Source organism: Sphingopyxis indica, from assembly GCF_032879645.1.
GTDB classification, from domain to species: Bacteria; Pseudomonadota; Alphaproteobacteria; order Sphingomonadales; family Sphingomonadaceae; genus Sphingopyxis; species Sphingopyxis indica.
In genome coordinates this window covers 4,011,344-4,027,357 of the sequence record NZ_CP076394.1, presented here as the reverse complement: position 1 = coordinate 4,027,357, position 16,014 = coordinate 4,011,344, and the positions used below count along the sequence as shown (strand labels likewise).

The window sequence follows — 16,014 nt, the reverse complement described above, 5'->3', positions numbered from 1 at the left end:
CGCGGTTCAGGCGCGGGGTGCAAGACCGGCGCCGATGACCCGCACCCCTCAGCCGCGCTTCCTGCAAGGGGCGGACGCCTTGCGCCCGCTCGCGCGGCTCCTGCTCACGCTCATCCTCCTGCTCGCGGTCGCGGCGCGCCCCGTGCTCGCCCAGTCGCTGCTGCGCGACGCCGAGACCGAAGCGCTGCTGCAGGACATGATGGACCCGATCACGGTCGCCGCCGGGCTGCGTCCGGGGCAGGTGCGCGTCCATCTGCTCAGCGACCGCAGCATCAACGCCTTCGTCGCGGGCAGTCAGGATATTTACGTCCACAGCGGGCTGATCGAGGCCGCCGACAGCGCGAACGAGGTGCAGGGCGTCCTCGCGCACGAACTCGGCCATATCATGGGCGGCCACGCGATCCGCGTCGGCGAAGGCGCGAAGGCGGCGACGGGGATTTCGCTGCTCAGCCTGCTGCTCGGCGCCGCCGCGATGGCCGCGGGCGGCGGCGAGGCGGGGATGGGCGTGATGATGGCGGGGCAGCAGGCCGCGCTCGGCAAATTCCTGGCTTTTACGCGCACGCAGGAAGCGACCGCCGACGCCGCAGGCGCGCAATATCTGTCGAAGGCGGGAATCAGCGGACGCGGAAGCCTGGCCTTTTTCAAGAAGCTGCAGAATCTCGAATTCCGCTATGCGGTGAGTCAGGACGACGACGCGACCTACAGCCGCACCCACCCGCTGTCGGGCGACCGCATTCAGGCGCTGCGCGACGGCTATGTCGCCGATGCGGCGTGGGACAAGCCGAGCGACCCCGATCTCGAAAAGCGCTTCCAGCGCGTCAAGGCGAAGCTCGTCGGCTATATCGCCGAGCCCGAAAAGACGCTGCGCGACTATCCCGAAAGCGACGACAGCATCCCGGCGCATTATGCGCGCGCCTATGCCTGGCACAAAAGCGCCTATCCGCAAAAGGCCTTGGGCGAAGTCGATGCGCTGCTCAAGCGCGATCCCGAAGACCCCTATTTCCTCGAGCTCGAGGGGCAGGTGCTGCTCGAATCGGGAAAGCCCGAAGAGGCGATCCCGCCGCTGCGCGAAGCGGTCGCCAATTCGCGCTCGGCGCCGCTGATCGCCGCGACGCTCGGCCATGCGTTGATCGCGACCGAGGACCCCGCCAACTATGCCGAGGCCGAAAAGGTGCTGAAAACCGCGGTTGCGCTCGACAATGAAAATCCCTTCGCCTGGTATCAGCTCGGCATCGTCTATGCCGCGCGGGGCGATCAGGCGCGGGCGGCGCTCGCTTCGGCCGAACGCTATAGCCTCGAGGGTGGACAGGCGGGACTCGCGCTGCGTAATGCCGAGGTCGCGATGCAGGGCCTCCCCCAGGGCAGTCCCGACTGGATCCGGGCACAGGATATTTCGATGGTTGCGCGCGCCGAGGTGGAACGCGAGCGTAAACGACGCTAGATTCATGCGCGACCGGCGGGGAATGCATCGCGATCCCGTGATGCACAAGGGCGACAAGTGACCGACAAGAAAGACGAATATTACCAGCCCTGGCTGCGCGATCCGGCGCCCGCACCGGGTGCTGCCCCGCGCAGCGAAGAAGGGCTCGCCAAACCGAAGGATACGCCGCCAATCGGCATCGACCTGTCGCGCTATCCCGCCGAGAACAAGCCGCCCCGCGCGCCGCTCGTCGAGCCGGCGAAGCTGCGCGCGGGCGCGGGGCGCGTCTGGGCGGCGACGCGCCGCGGCGCCGCCGCCTTCGCCGGCTGGACGATTCGCGTCGGCGAACGCGCCGATATTCCGGCGCGCGTCGAGGCGATGGAAATCCCGCGCCGCACGCGCGAAGCAAGTGCCGCGGCCGCGCGGGCGATAGCAGGCGGTGCGCGCGCCGCCGGACGCGGATCGGCGAAGGCGGGCCGCGCTGCCGCCGCGGCGAGCGCGCAGGCATGGGACAAGCTGGCGCTCGGCGACAAGGCCCGAAAGCTGTCGAGCGAGGCAGGACGCGGGATCGGCGAGGTCGCAGGCAAGGCAAAGGCCGGCATCGGCCAGGCTGCGAAGGCCGGCAAGGACAGCCTCGGCGAAGCGGCGATCAAGCTGCGCCCCGCGCCGGGCGAGGAGCCCGCGCCGCCGCCCTCGGGTCTCGAGCAGCTGCTCGCGCGCGAAGAGGCCGAGGCGCGCCGGGCGAAGCCCGCGCCCGACCTGCCGCTGTTCGCCGAAACGCCCGCGATGGCCGAGGCGGAACCCCGGACGACGATCGCCGAGGAAGACGACCGCACGCCGCACCCGGCGCCTGCGGCGAAGCCCGCGCCGCCGCGCGCAAAGGCGATGACCGCCGCACCCACCGCGCAGCGAAGCGAAAGGCCCGCAATGGAAATGAATGGCGCGAGCCGCCCGTGGCTGATCGGGATCGCCGGCGCGGCGCTGCTCGGTGCCGCCTTCTGGCTCGGCGGCCGCTTCGGCGGCGGGCTGAGCAGGAGCGAGGTCGAAACCGTCGTCGCCGACTATATCCGCGCGAACCCGCAGATCATTCCCGAAGCGCTGGAAGCGCAGCGGAATCGCGAGATGGCGAAGGCGATCGACGCGATCCGCCCGGCGCTCGAAAAGCCCTATGCCGGCGCGTGGGCGGGCAATGCCGACGGCGACGTCACGATGGTCGTCTTCACCGACTATGCGTGCGGCTTTTGCCGCGCGAGCGTGCCCGACGTCGACCGGCTGATCCGCGAGGACAAGCGCCTGAAAGTCGTGTTCCGCGAGCTGCCGATCATCGCGCCGCAGAGCCGCGACGCCGCGATCATGGCGCTCGCCGCGGCGCGGCAGGGCAAATATGACGCCTTCCACCATGCAATGTTCGCTGCCTCGTCGTTGTCGCCCGCGGCGATCTCGGCAGCGGCGGCCAAGGCGGGCGTCGTCACCGACGGCAGCGCCGACGCGACCGCGAACGAGGCGCTGTTCCAGCGCGAGCTCGACAATAATCTCGCCATCGCGAGCCAGCTCCAGCTCAACGCAACCCCGACCTGGGTGATCGGCGACCAGCTGCTGCAGGGCCAGGTCGGCTATGACACGCTGAAGCAGGCGGTCGCCAGGGCGCGGTCGAAGGCGTGAGGCAAAGTCGATGGAGCCCATTCTCTCCGTTCGTCCTGAGGAGGGGCTGAGCTTGTCGAAATGGCGTCTCGAAGGGCAAGGACGCGGCGTTATGACCCTTCGAGACGGGTCTTCGGCAAGCTCAGCCCCTCCTCAGGACGAACGGAGAGGGGCATCGAAGGCCTCGGTATTTGCCGGATGACGGCGACCGTCACCCTCGACGACGCGCTCGCCAACGCCCGCCGGCTGCTGCGCGACCAGCCGGGTCCGGCGCTCGCGCAGGCGCGCGCGATCATCGACGCCGCGCCGACATCGGCCGAAGCGCACCGCATCGCCGCGCAGGCGCTGCGCGCGCTCGGGCGCGAGGGCGAGGCGCAGGCGGCGTCGCTTGCCGCGGTGAGCGCGGCGATCCACGATCCCGCGATGATCGACGCGGCGCTCGCGCTCGCCGAGAACCGCCTGCCCGACGCCGAGGCGGCGCTGCGCGCGCGGCTCAAGGCCGATGCGACCGACGTCGCGGCGATCCGGATGCTCGCCGAGGTGGCGGGGCGGATCGGGCGCTATGGCGACGCCGAAAAGCTGCTCTCCCGCGCGCTCGAACTCGCGCCGGGGTTCGGCGCGGCGCGCGCCAATCTCGCCACCGTTTTTTACAAGCAGAACCGCTATGCCGACGCGGTCGAGACGCTGAACGCGGTGCTCGAGGGCGACCCCGACAATCCGGCGCACGCGAATCTGAAGGCCGCCGCGCTCGGCCGGATCGGCGGCTATGAGGAGGCGATCACCCTCTATGAAGCGCTGACGCGGCGCTTCCCCGCCCACGCCAAGCTGTGGATGAGCTATGGCCATATGCTCAAGACCGTCGGGCGGCAGGACGACAGCATCGCTGCCTATCGCCACGCGCTCGCCGCCGACCCGGGGCTCGGCGAGCTGTGGTGGAGCCTCGCGAATTTGAAGACGATCCGCTTCGACGCCGCCGATCGCGCCGCGATGGAGGAAGCGCTCGCCGCCGCCGAGCCCGAAAGCGACGCGCGTGCCGATGACCGGCTGCACCTGCATTTCGCGCTCGGCAAGGCCTATGGCGACGCGGGCGAGGCAGAGGCCGCCTTTCGCCACTATGCCGCGGGCAATGCGATCCGCGCGGGCCAGCTCGGCTATGACGCGGCCGAGACGCGCGCGATCGTCGATGCCGCGATTGCGACCTTCACCCCCGCATTCTTTGCTGCGCGCGCAGGCGCGGGCGATCCCGCGCCCGACCCGATCTTCATCCTCGGCATGCCGCGCGCCGGGTCGACGCTGATCGAACAGATTCTCAGCTGCCATTCGGTGATCGAGGGGACGATGGAGCTGCCCGACATTCCCGCACTCGCGCTCGGCCTCGGCCGCGAGGTGAAGGGCGACGGGCGGCACTGGATAGCGGCGCTCGCCGAAGCCGCGCCCGAAAAGCTCGCCGAAATGGGTGCCGCCTTCCTGCGGCGCACCGCGGTGCAGCGCAAGAGCGGCAAGCCCTTCTATATCGACAAGCTGCCGAACAACTGGCTTTATGTGCCGCTGATCCGCCTGATCCTGCCGAATGCGAGGATCATCGACGCGCGGCGCCACCCGCTCGATTGCTGCTGGTCGAACTTTCGCCAGCATTATGCGAAGGGGCAGGCGTTCAGCTATGGCCTTGCCGACATGGGCGCCTATTATCGCGACTATGTGCGGCTGATGGCGCATGTCGATGCGGTGCAGCCGGGCACGGTGCATCGCGTGATCCACGAAGCGCTGCTCGCCGACCCCGAACGCGAGGTGCGCGCGCTGCTCGCCTTTCTCGGCCAGCCGTTCGAAGCGGCGTGCCTGTCGTTCCACGCCAATGCCCGCGCGGTGCGCACCGCGTCGAGCGAACAGGTGCGCCGCCCGATCAACCGCGACGGCGTCGGCCAATGGCGCGCCTATGACGCGTGGCTCGGCCCGCTTCGCGACGCGCTCGGCCCGGTGCTCGACGCCTATCCGGCGGTGCCCCCGCGCTTCGACTGACCCCCGCGTGTCCATTCGTTGCCTTTCGGCAACAGCTTCCGACATTTTCGACCAGCGGCGGGGACGCATAGGCGAAGGCGCTTGCGCTTGCGCCGCGCCGCGTCATGCTGGCGTCACATAGCTGTCATGCGAAGGGGGGTCTCATGCATAGTGTCAGGGCGTTGGTAGCAAAGAGCGGCGCGGTTCTGTTGGCGAGCACGATGCTCTGTTCGACGGGCGCGGCGTTCGCGCAGCAGGCGAACAGCAACAATGACGACGACATCGTCGTCACCGCGTCGAAGCGCGAACAGAATCTGCAGGACGTGCCGATGGCGATCACCGCGCTGGGCACCGAGAAGCTGAACGAGCTGCAGGTCAAGGAATTCCAGGATGTCGTCAAATTCCTGCCGTCGGTGACGATCCAGACGCTCGGCCCCGGTTTCAGTCAGGTCTATTTCCGCGGCGTCGCGTCGGGCGAGAATGCCAACCATTCGGCGTCGCTGCCGACGGTCGGCACCTATCTCGACGAAATGCCGATCACGACGATCCAGGGCGCGCTCGACATCCACGCCTATGACCTCGCGCGCGTCGAGGCGCTCGCGGGGCCGCAGGGCACGCTCTATGGCGCCAGCTCGATGGCGGGCACGATCAAGCTCGTGACGAACAAGCCCGATACGAGCGGCACCTATGGCTCGGCGGGACTCGAACTCAACAGCGTCGCGCACGGCGACATCGGCGGCGTCGCCGAAGGCTTCATCAACGCGAAAATCAGCGACAGCGCGGCGCTCCGCCTCGTCGGCTGGTATCGCCACGATGGTGGCTATATCGACAATATCGCGGGGAGCCGCGTCTATCCCTCGCTCGAAGCCGAGCAGGGCACGGCGGCCGCGACGCAGGACAATGCGGCCTATGTCAAAGACGACTACAACGACGTCGATACCTATGGCGCGCGCCTTGCACTCGGCATCGACCTCGACGACGACTGGACCTTGCGCCCGACGGTGATGGGACAGATCCAGAATGCGGATGGCAGCTTTGCGCAGGAACGCAGCACTGCGGTGACCAGGGATCTGCAGACGGTTCAATATAATCCCGAACGAAGCGAGGATAAGTGGATCCAGGCTGCGCTGACCATCGAGGGCAAGCTCGGCAATTGGGACCTCACCGTCACCGGCGGGCACCTGCGCCGCAAGACCGTGGTCGACAGCGACTATTCGGACTATGCCTATTTCTACGACGCCCTCTATGGCTATGGCGTCTATTTCTATGACAACAACGGCGACCTCGTCAGCCCCAATCAATATATCCACGGCATCGACCGCTATAAGAAGAGCTTCTTCGAGGCGCGCATCGCCTCGCCCGCCGACGCGCGGGTGCGCTTTATCGGCGGCGTCTTCTGGCAGCGCCAGTCGCACAATATCGAGCAGCATTATATCATCGACGATATCGCCGACGCGATCACCGTCACCGGCACCGACAGCGACATCTGGCTGACCAAGCAGCTGCGCATCGACCGCGACTATGCCGCGTTCGGCGAGCTGAGCTTCGACATCACCGACAGGCTGACGATCACCGGCGGCGGGCGGCTCTACAAGTTCGACAACAGCCTCGTCGGCTTCTTCGGCTATTCGGCGGGCTATTCGAGCCGCACCGGCGAGGCGGCATGCTTCGCGGGCCCGGAGGTGTCGGGATCGCCCTGCACCAACCTCGACAAGAGCACGAGCGACACCGACTTCATCCCGAAAGTCAACCTGACCTACAAGGTGAACGACGACGTCCTCGTTTACGGCACCTTCTCGCGCGGCTTCCGTCCGGGCGGCATCAACCGCCGCGGCACCTTGCCGCCCTATGGCCCCGATACGCTCGACAATTACGAAATCGGGTGGAAGACGAGCTTCGGCCCGGTGCGGTTCAACGGCGCCATCTATCAGGAGGACTGGAACAATATCCAGCTCTCCTTCCTCGGCGCCAACGGTCTGACCGAGATCCGCAACGCGGGCATCGCGCGCATCCGCGGCATCGAGGCCGATCTGAGCTTCCGCCAGGGCGGCTTCAGCCTGAGCCTCGGCGGCAGCTATAACGACGCCGAAATCCGCAAGGATTTCTGCAAGATCGCCAACCCCGAATTCGACTGCACGATCGACGCCGACCTCGACGGCAGCGGCGCGATCGACGCTTCGAACGAGGAGAATGAAACGCTCGCGCCTGCCGGCACGCAGCTGCCCGTCACCGCGAAGTTCAAGGGCAATGCCGTCGCGCGCTACGATTTCCCGGTCAGCGGCTTCGACGGCCATATCCAGTTCGCGGTCAACTATATCGGCAAGCGCCGGTCGGATCTGCGCACCTATGAAAATGCGATCGTCGGCGATTTCGACGCCTATACGACTGCCGACATCAGCGTCGGGGTCAAGGGCGACGACTGGAGCGCCGAGCTGTTCGCGACCAACCTGTTCGACAGCCGCGGCGTCGTGAACAGCGCGGTGCAGTGCGGCGAATCGATCTGCGGCGACCCCGACGGGATCAGTTCGACCGGCGGCGTCTTCTATGACAATGTCATCCGCCCGCGCCTGATAGGGTTGAAGGTCAGCAAGGATTTCTGAGGATAGACATGATGCCGTGACGGACAGCGCGGGGCCGGGCCGGAAACTCGGCCTCGCGATGTGCGTCGCGCTGGTCATGGGCAATATGATCGGGTCGGGGGTGTTCCTGCTCCCCGCGAGCCTTGCGCCCTTCGGCTGGAATGCGGTCGCGGGCTGGGCGCTGACGATCGCCGGCGCGCTCGCGCTCGCGGCGGTGCTCGCGCGGCTGACCGTCGCTTTTCCCGAGGCCGGCGGACCGACGGGCTTCGTCGAGCGCGCCTTCGGCCGCGTGCCGAGCTTCATGATCGGCTGGGCCTATTGGATTTCGGTGTGGACCGCCAATGTCACGCTCGCGGTCGCCGCGGTCAGTTTCCTGTCGGTCTTCGTGCCCGAACTCGCAGACCATATGGCGATCACGACGATCGCGCTGATCTGGATCGTCACCGCGATCAACTGGCGCGGCGCGCGCGCGGCAGGACGCTTCCAGATCGTCACTTTGGCGGTGAAGCTGGTGCCGCTCGCGGTCGTGATCGCGCTGATCCCGATCGCCTTCGCGGGCGACCGGCCGGTCGCGCTCACCCCTTTTCCCGCCGAGGGCCTGTCGTGGACCACGGTGAGCGCCTCGGCGATCTTCACCCTCTGGGCGCTGCTCGGCTTCGAATCGGCGAGCGTTGCCGCCGACAAGGTCGATCGGCCGGCGATCACCATCCCGCGCGCGACGATGATCGGGACGCTCGCGACCGGCCTCCTCTATCTGATCGTCTGCTCGGCGATCATCCTGATGCTGCCCGCGGACGCAGTCGCGAAATCGAACGCACCCTTCTCCTTGTTCGTCGAGCGCTATTGGTCGCACGAGCCCGCGCTGTTCGTCGCCGCCTTTGCCGCGGTGAGCGCGCTCGGAACGCTGAACGGCTGGACGCTGGTGCAGGCCGAGCTCCCCGCTGCGCTCGCACGCCAGGGTCTGCTCCCCGCCTGGTTCGCGCGCGAGAACCGCCATGGCACCCCCGCCAACGCGCTGATTCTGTCGAGCGCGATCGCGACCGTCTGCGTGCTCCTCAACGCCAGCCAATCGACGAGCGAGATGTTCAACGCGATGCTCGTCCTCTCGACCTCGGTCACCTTGTGGCTCTACCTCGCCTGCGCCGGCGCGGCGCTGCGCCTCGGCGTCGCGACGCCGGTTGCGGCGCTCGGGCTGATTTATGCCGTGTGGACGCTGTGGGGCGCGGGGCTCGACGTCAGCGCGATGAGCCTGATCCTGATGGCCGCCGGCCTGCCGCTCTATTGGTGGACTCGGCGGTCGACAACATAAAGGTTGACGACTGGATAAAACCTAGAGCATCGTGCCGGAAATCTGCACCGTTTCCCCGAGCGAAGACGAGGGGCTCTGCCGAGCGAAGTCGAGGCTGCGACGCTGCGGTTCTCGCTCTGCTCGAACGAGCCCCTCGTCTTCGCTCGGGGATGCGGATGATTCAGATTTCGCGCAATTTGCTCTAGAAGTATCAAATAACACCCCATTCATTCAAAATTTCACGAACGCGCTTTCCCAGTGAGGTTGGCAAATATCGCGTGCCCTGATACTTACCTTTGTAAGGACCCTTCGCAACTACTTCTCGCTGTCGGCGGCACAATATTTCCAACGGCGATTCTTCCCAAGGCGCGAAGGGGCGCAAAGCCTTAGACAGTGCTCCGGTTGCATTGCGCATAGCAGGATCAGGTTCTCCCTTCTGATCGAACCAAGTGTCGCCGTTGCACAAAGCCATCCGCAAAGCCTCCCGTCGCATTGGCTGGCTTGGCCGAGGCTTGATCGCCTTCGCGATTGCATACGCCCGATCCTCAAATTCCTTCTCGGCACTCGGAAGCTTTGGAACTTCCTGTTGTGTGAATACTCGTGGCGCGCCATGGGCCAAGGTTTTTACGGCTTCTAACAAGTCGATCAAATCATGTTCGACGCAATCAATCTGAACCATCAGTTTCATGACTCATTCTCCTTTGCATTCTCATATGAAAATGTAAAGGAGAATGCAAGAGGGACGCTTGATGGAGCCCTTTCGGTATGCGTTCAGCGCCAGCGTGGCGCGAATAGGCCGCGGTCGCGCAGGATCACGCTCGCGGCATTATGCCCCGGCGCGCCGGTGACGCCGCCGCCGGGGTGGGTGCCCGCGCCGCACATATAGAGGCCCTTCACCGGTCCGCGATAGCCGCCGTTGCCGAGCACGGGGCGCGCCGCCCAGAGCTGGTCGAGCGTCATATTGCCATGCATGATGTCGCCGCCGATCAGGCCGAACTTGCGCTCGAGCCCCTTGGGTGACAGGCGCGTGCTGGCGATGATGCTCGCGCGGAAGCCTGGCGCGTAATGCTCGACCGTGTCGATGATCGTGTCGGCTGCGGCTTCCTCCTCGTCGTCCCAGTCGCGTCCGTCGGGAAGCTCGGGCGCGAATTGCTGGCAGAAGAGGCTGGCGACATGGGCGCCCGCGGGCGCGAGGCTGTCGTCGACGGTCGAGGGGATCAGCATCTCGACGATCGGCGCCTTCGACCAGCCGTGCGCCTTTGCGTCGAGAAAGGCGCGATCCATATAATCGAGCGTCGGCGCGAGAATGATCCCCGACTGGTGATGCTCGCCGGGTTCGGGAAGGCAGGTGAATTTGGGGAGTTCCGACAGCGCGACGTTCATGCGGAAGGTGCCGCTGCCCGCCTTGAACCCCTTGATGCGGCGCCGGAAATCGGCCGGCAGGTCGGCGGCGTCGATCATCCGCTCATAGAGCAGTTTCGGCCCGACATTGGCGACGACACGCGCGGCAGCGATCTCCTCGCCGCTGACCAGCTTGACCCCGACCGCCTTGTCGCCGTTGACGAGCACCTTTGCCACCGGGCTTTCGAGGCTGATCTCGACCCCCGCGGCTTCGCAGACCTTCGCCATGATCCGCGTGATATTGCCCATGCCGCCAACGCTGTGGCCCCACGCGCCCTTCTTGCCGTTCACCTCGCCGAAGACGTGATGGAGGAGGACATAGGCGCTGCCCGGCGTGTCGGGCGAGGCATAGTTGCCGACGACCGCGTCGAAACCGAAGGCGGCCTTGACCGCCTCGCTCTCGAACCAGCTGCCCAGCATCGCACTCGCCGATTTGGTGAAGAGGTCGAGCACGTCGCGCTGCTGTTCGAGGCTGAGCCCCGCGAAACGCCGCCCCTGCGTCAAGCCGTCGATCAGCGTGCGCAGCCCCTCACCGACGTTCGGCGGCACCTTGAGCGCGAGATCGCGGAGCAGCTCGGCGACATTTTCCAGCGCATCATAATAGGCCGGAAGCACCTCGGCATCATGATCGCTGAACTTGCGGAATTCGGACCTTGTGCGTTCGAGCCCGCCGCCGAGCTTCAGATAGCGGCCATCCTCCTGCGGCAGGAAATTGCTGATCGGCCGCTCGATCACGCGATAGCCGTGATCGGCGAGCCTCATGTCGGCGATCACCTTGGGCTGGAGCAGGCTGACCGTGTAGCTCGCGACCGAATTCCTGAAGCCCGGCGCGAATTCCTCGGTCACCGCGGCGCCCCCGACGACATCGCGCGCCTCGACGATGCGCACCTTCAGCCCGGCGCGCGCGAGATAGAAGGCACAGACGAGGCCATTGTGGCCGGCGCCGATGATCACGGCGTCATAGGGCTTGGTCATTGAAACTCCTTGGCGAGCGGGGATTCGACATGCTGGCGGCCGAAGCCGAGGCCGATCACGCGGCCCGGGATGCGACGAAGCACGGGCAAGCGGTCGAGCAGCTTGACCGCGAGCGGCACGCGGTTCACCTCGCCGCGCAGCACGGGTTCGATGACGCGCAGATGCGCGAAGCGCTGGAACGCCTGCATCCGCACCGTCGGGGTCCAGCGGCGATCCTGCACGCGCTGGAGCAAAGGATCGGGATCCTCGCCGCGCGCGAGCGGCGCGGCGAGGATATTCGCCGCGGCGACCGCATCCTGCACCGCGAGGTTGATCCCGACGCCGCCGACGGGCGACATCGCGTGCGCGGCGTCACCGATCGCGAGCAGGCCGGGACGCGACCAGCGGGTGAGCCGGTCGAGCGAGACCGAGAGCAGCTTGACGTCGTCGAAGCTCGCGATCGCGTCGATGCCCGCTGCCAGACCGGGGACAAGCGCGACGACATCGGCGCGGAACGCCTCGATACCTTTCGCTTCGATCGCGGGGAAGCCGCCCTTCTCGATGATCCGCGCGCATTGCCAATAGCCCGAGCGCGGGATGGCGACGACCATGCCGCGCGCCTCGATCGTCCCGAGGGGGACGTCGCTCGGCGCATCTTCGGGCATCGGAATGCGGAACCACAGCACGTCCATCGGCGCGCCGAGATCGTCGAGCGGCAGCTCGGCCGCCTCGCGCAGCACCGAACGGCGCCCGTCGGCGGCGATGACGAGCCGCGCGGGCAGCACCTCGCCGCTGGTCAACGTCACGCCGTCGACGCGCCCCGCGCTGTCGAAGGTCGGCGCCCTCGCTTCGGTCGACATGCGCAGGTCGAAGGTCGGATATTTGCGGCCCTCGCGCGCGATGAAGTCGAGCAGGTCCCATTGCGGCATCATCGCGATATAGGGCGCGGCGACGGGCAGATGCTTGAGCGTCGCGATCGTGTAGCGCCCACCGAGCAGGTCGAGCGTCGCGGTGTCGAAGCGTGCGTGCGGCAGCTTCAGCAGCTCGCCCAGCAGCCCGATCTCGTGGAAGAGTTCGAGCGTCGAGGGATGCACCGTGTCGCCGCGGAAATCGCGCAGGAAATCCTTGTGCTTTTCGAGCACCGTGACGCGCACCCCGGCGCGCGCGAGGAGCAGCCCCGCGACCATGCCGGCGGGACCGCCGCCGACGATGATGACCGGAAGATCGTCCATTCTCCCCTCCCGCTTGCGGGAGGGGCCGGGGGAGGGCCTGTCCCGTCTTCAAACCATGAGAGAGCCACAGGCCCTCCCCTAACCCCTCCCGCAAGCGGGAGGGGGACCTATCGGCTCCACCCCGTGACCGGCGCCTGTTCGAGCCGCGCCTCCGGAATGATCTCGCGCATCCTCGCGCAGAAATGCCTGAGGCATACCTCCTTGTCGCTCAAGGGTCCCATCGAGAAGCTTCGCGACGCCATCCCTTGCTGGACGCGCGTTATGAGTGCGGTGTCCTCGGCATTGACCTGCCGGTTGATGCGCCAGTTGAGATAGCGCGCCGCGCGCATCTCGCGGCGCTCATCGGGCAGCACATAGGAAAATTCGCGGATCAGGCAGCTCGTCGGCCCGGTCGGCAGCCATTGCATGAAATCGACCTGGTCGGGGTAGATGTCGAAGGCGACATTGGGCCACAGCTTGAAATAGAGCCAGTGGCGCTGACGGTTCGCGGGCAGGTGCGGCACCGGCGGCAACAGGCGCTGGTAAAGGCGTTCGGACCAGTTCGCCGACGGCCGGTCGATCAGGTCGCCCCACATGCGATCGACCTGGGACTCGGCCTCGACGCCATAGCTCTTGCCGAACAGCCGCGTCAGGCCGGGGTGCGCGACGGGGATGTGGAGGCCGTCCGAATAATTGTCGCCGACATTCTTCCAGTTCACATCGCGCGGGCGCAGCGTGACGCGGCCGAGGGCGCCAAGCTCCTCAAAGCGATAGGGTTCGATCATCGCCTCATAGGGCGCCATCATCTCCGCGACCGACGGGCCGCCGTCGTCTTCCAGCCGGACGAACCAGAAACCGCGCCAGTTTTCGGCCTCGACCGGGGCGAGTCCCGCCTTGCCCTTGTCGAGCGTCGGATAGCTCGCCGAATCGGGGACGCCGGTCAGGCGGCCGTCGAGTTCGTAGGTCCATGCATGATAGGGGCAGACGAGCTTCTTCGCGTAGCCCGCCGCACCGTCGACGAGGCGCGAGCCGCGGTGGCGGCAGACGTTGGTGAAGGCGCGCACGATCGCGTCGGTGCCGCGGACGAGGATCACGCTTTCGCCGACATAGTCGATGCTGTGCCAGTCGCCTGGATTCGCAATGTCGCTGTCGTGGCACACGACCTGCCAGCTCGGGCGGAAGATGCGCTCGACTTCGGCGGCGTAGAAGTCGGGGTCGCTATAGGTCCATGCCGGGAGCGACCAGCCGTCGAGGGGGTCGGCGTTTGCGCTGTGCAGGGGTGCTGTTGCCATTGCTCGTTCCTTGTTATACGTCCGTATAACAATATGACTTCCCTTCGCCAAGCCTTTACGCGCGAGAGCGCCGATGCCCGCCGCGCCGCCCTGATCGAGGCGGCGGCAGCGGTGCTGGCCGAGCGCGGGCTGGCCGGGACCAATGTGCGTGCAATCTGCGCCCGGGCGGGGGTGTCGCCGGGGCTGCTGCGGCATTATTTCGACGGTATCGACGATCTGGTCGCGGCAACCTATCAGGCGACGAGCGACCGGATGGACGCGGTTTTCGCCGCCGCGGTCGCCGCCGCCGGACCGGACCCCAGCGCGCGGCTGACCGCCTATCTGACCGCCAGTTTCCGCCCGCCGGTGACCGATCCCGAACTGCTCGGCGCATGGACCGCCTTTTGGGCGCTCGCGCGCAGCGATGCGCGGATGGCGGCGATCCATGCGACAAGCTATGCCGGATATCGCGCGCGGCTCGGCGATCTGCTGACCGCGTGCGGCGCGCCCGACGCGGCGCGGCTGGCGATCCTGCTGACCGCGATGGTCGACGGGCTGTGGCTCGAACTGTCGCTCGATCCGACGAGTTTCGGCGCCGAGGCGGCAGCGGAGATGATCGAGAGGGCTGTGGCGGCGCTGCTATAACGTCGTCCCAGAGAAAGCTGGGACCGCCATCGGCCTGCTGAAACGCCAGCGGTCCCAGCTTTCGCTGGGACGACGTTATTGCTTCGACAAATCCCTGAGCAGGCTGTCCCAATGCGCGAGCGCGCCGGGAATCGCGGCGACCGGCACGCGCTCGTTGAGCCCGTGGGCGAAGCTGTCGCTCGCCTTGGAGAACAGGCCCGCGACGCCGTAGCTCGGCACGCCGACGGCGCGGAAATGGAGGCTGTCGGTCGCGCCCGCGCTCATCGAGGGAATGATCGGGATGCCGGGGAAGCGCGCATGGACCGCTTTCGTCACCGCCGTCACCACATCCTTTCGCAGCGGCGAGGCGTCGCTCGCGGTCGCGTCGGGGTCGGTTTTCACCGCCACGGCGGGATCGGCGATGACCCTTTCGAGTTCGGCGCGCACCGCCTCGACCGCGACGCCGGGGAAGATGCGGCAGTTGATGTTCGCTGTGGCGCGCTGCGGCAGCGCATTTTCGGCGTGACCGCCGTTCACCAGCGTCGGCACGCAGGTCGTGCCGATCTGCCCGACATATTCGGGATCGGCGGTGATCGTCGCGATCGCCGCGGCGTCGGCCGGGTCGGCGGCAAAGGCCTTGAGCGCGGCGCCGATTTCGCCGCCGACCTGGTCGGCGACGATCGGCATTCCCGCCCTGGTCAGCTCATTCTGCTGCGGCTTGAAATGATAGGCGCCGATCCTGGCGAGCGCGTTCGACAATTGCACGATCGCGTTGACCGGGCCGGGGCGCGAACTGTGGCCGCCGGGGTTGGTCACTTCGAGCGTGAAGTCGGCATAGGTTTTTTCGCCCGCCTGCAATCCGTAATATTGCGCCTTGCCGTCCTCGCCGATCAGCCCGCCGCCGCCGTCGCCGTTCAATGCCATTTCGGCGCCCTTATATTTGGCGGCGAGCGCGCGCGTCGTCGTCATCGACGTTTCCTCGTCGCCCGAGAGCAGCAGGATGATCGTGCGTTTCGGCTTGAAGCCGTCTTTCTTGAGCTGGGCCATCGTCGCGACCATCATCGCGACGTCGAACTTATTGTCCTCCGACCCGCGCCCGAAGATATAGCCGTCCTCTTCGACGGGCACGAAGGGATCGCGCGTCCAGTCCTTCGCGTCGGCCTCGACGACGTCCATATGGCCGAGCAGCAGGATCGGCTTCGCGTCGCTCGTTCCTTTCAGGGTCGCGGCGAAGGTCGCGGTCTCGCCCATCGGCGTGATCACGACATCGCCGTCGGCGAAGCCCGCCGCGGTCAGCACCTTTTTATAATAGGCCGCAAGCTCGGGCACCTTGCCGCGCCCCGCGACGGTCGGGATCGCGACGCTGTCCATCAATATCTGTTTCGCCGCGACCGGATCGGCGGGCCTGGCGTGAGCGGGCGCCGCGGCAAACAGGGCGGCGGCGAGAGCGAGCGGGGCGTAGGATATGCGCATGGCGCGACTATGCCGCGTCCCGCGCAGTCGGCAAGTGGCAATCGCTGCCGGAGTGGCGAGCCCGCCAGTGTCTTTCCTGTCGGGACCGAACCACTTCAAGCCCCTCACCTGAAGGGGAGGGGCCTGATTCGACTTGAACCGAACAAGGTCTGGATAC

General features: G+C 66.9%; 11 protein-coding genes. 6 read left to right on the top strand and 5 right to left on the bottom strand.

Going from position 1 to position 16,014, the window contains the following annotated elements:
- The first annotated feature begins 34 nt into the window (after nucleotides 1–34).
- The 5 genes from KNJ79_RS19080 (at nucleotide 35) to KNJ79_RS19060 (ending at nucleotide 8,944) form a co-directional block, all read left to right on the top strand.
- Nucleotides 35–1,441 (top strand): M48 family metalloprotease, encoded by a 1,407-nt coding sequence (locus tag KNJ79_RS19080; RefSeq protein ID WP_317152222.1) that lies wholly within the window; start codon nucleotides 35–37, stop codon nucleotides 1,439–1,441.
- A gap of 57 nt (nucleotides 1,442–1,498) precedes the next feature.
- Nucleotides 1,499–3,082, top strand: coding sequence for a DsbA family protein (locus KNJ79_RS19075; protein WP_317152221.1), 1,584 nt, complete (start codon nucleotides 1,499–1,501; stop codon nucleotides 3,080–3,082).
- 177 nt (nucleotides 3,083–3,259) lie between these two features.
- Entirely contained in the window at nucleotides 3,260–5,077 is a 1,818-nt protein-coding gene (locus KNJ79_RS19070) for a tetratricopeptide repeat-containing sulfotransferase family protein (protein WP_317152220.1), read from the top strand.
- 143 nt (nucleotides 5,078–5,220) lie between these two features.
- On the top strand, nucleotides 5,221–7,656 hold the full coding sequence (locus KNJ79_RS19065; protein WP_317152219.1) for a TonB-dependent receptor: 2,436 nt from the start codon (nucleotides 5,221–5,223) through the stop codon (nucleotides 7,654–7,656).
- A 76-nt stretch (nucleotides 7,657–7,732) separates the two neighbouring features.
- On the top strand, nucleotides 7,733–8,944 hold the full coding sequence (locus tag KNJ79_RS19060) for an amino acid permease (RefSeq protein WP_317153954.1): 1,212 nt from the start codon (nucleotides 7,733–7,735) through the stop codon (nucleotides 8,942–8,944).
- Between the two features lie 190 nt (nucleotides 8,945–9,134).
- Here the strand turns inward: KNJ79_RS19060 and KNJ79_RS19055 are convergent, their stop codons facing one another.
- From KNJ79_RS19055 to KNJ79_RS19040, 4 genes are all read right to left on the bottom strand, one after another.
- Entirely contained in the window at nucleotides 9,135–9,611 is a 477-nt protein-coding gene (locus KNJ79_RS19055) for a hypothetical protein (RefSeq protein ID WP_317152218.1), read from the bottom strand.
- A gap of 83 nt (nucleotides 9,612–9,694) precedes the next feature.
- Entirely contained in the window at nucleotides 9,695–11,299 is a 1,605-nt protein-coding gene (locus KNJ79_RS19050) for a phytoene desaturase family protein (RefSeq protein ID WP_317152217.1), read from the bottom strand.
- Entirely contained in the window at nucleotides 11,296–12,510 is a 1,215-nt protein-coding gene (locus KNJ79_RS19045) for an FAD-dependent oxidoreductase (RefSeq protein ID WP_317152216.1), read from the bottom strand. Before KNJ79_RS19045 ends, KNJ79_RS19050 begins: the two co-directional genes overlap by 4 nt.
- A gap of 107 nt (nucleotides 12,511–12,617) precedes the next feature.
- Complete coding sequence (locus KNJ79_RS19040) at nucleotides 12,618–13,781, bottom strand: aromatic ring-hydroxylating oxygenase subunit alpha (protein ID WP_317152215.1); 1,164 nt, start codon at nucleotides 13,779–13,781, stop codon at nucleotides 12,618–12,620.
- Nucleotides 13,782–13,814: 33 nt separating this feature from the next.
- Between KNJ79_RS19040 and KNJ79_RS19035 the strand changes: the two genes are divergently transcribed.
- Nucleotides 13,815–14,405 carry a TetR/AcrR family transcriptional regulator gene (locus KNJ79_RS19035; protein ID WP_317152214.1) on the top strand — a complete coding sequence of 197 codons (591 nt, stop codon included), beginning with the start codon at nucleotides 13,815–13,817 and terminating at the stop codon, nucleotides 14,403–14,405.
- 75 nt (nucleotides 14,406–14,480) lie between these two features.
- Here KNJ79_RS19035 and KNJ79_RS19030 read toward each other — a convergent pair whose 3' ends face one another.
- Nucleotides 14,481–15,857: a M20/M25/M40 family metallo-hydrolase gene (locus KNJ79_RS19030; protein WP_317152213.1), complete on the bottom strand. Its 1,377-nt coding sequence runs from the start codon at nucleotides 15,855–15,857 to the stop codon at nucleotides 14,481–14,483.
- Nucleotides 15,858–16,014: the final 157 nt, after the last annotated feature.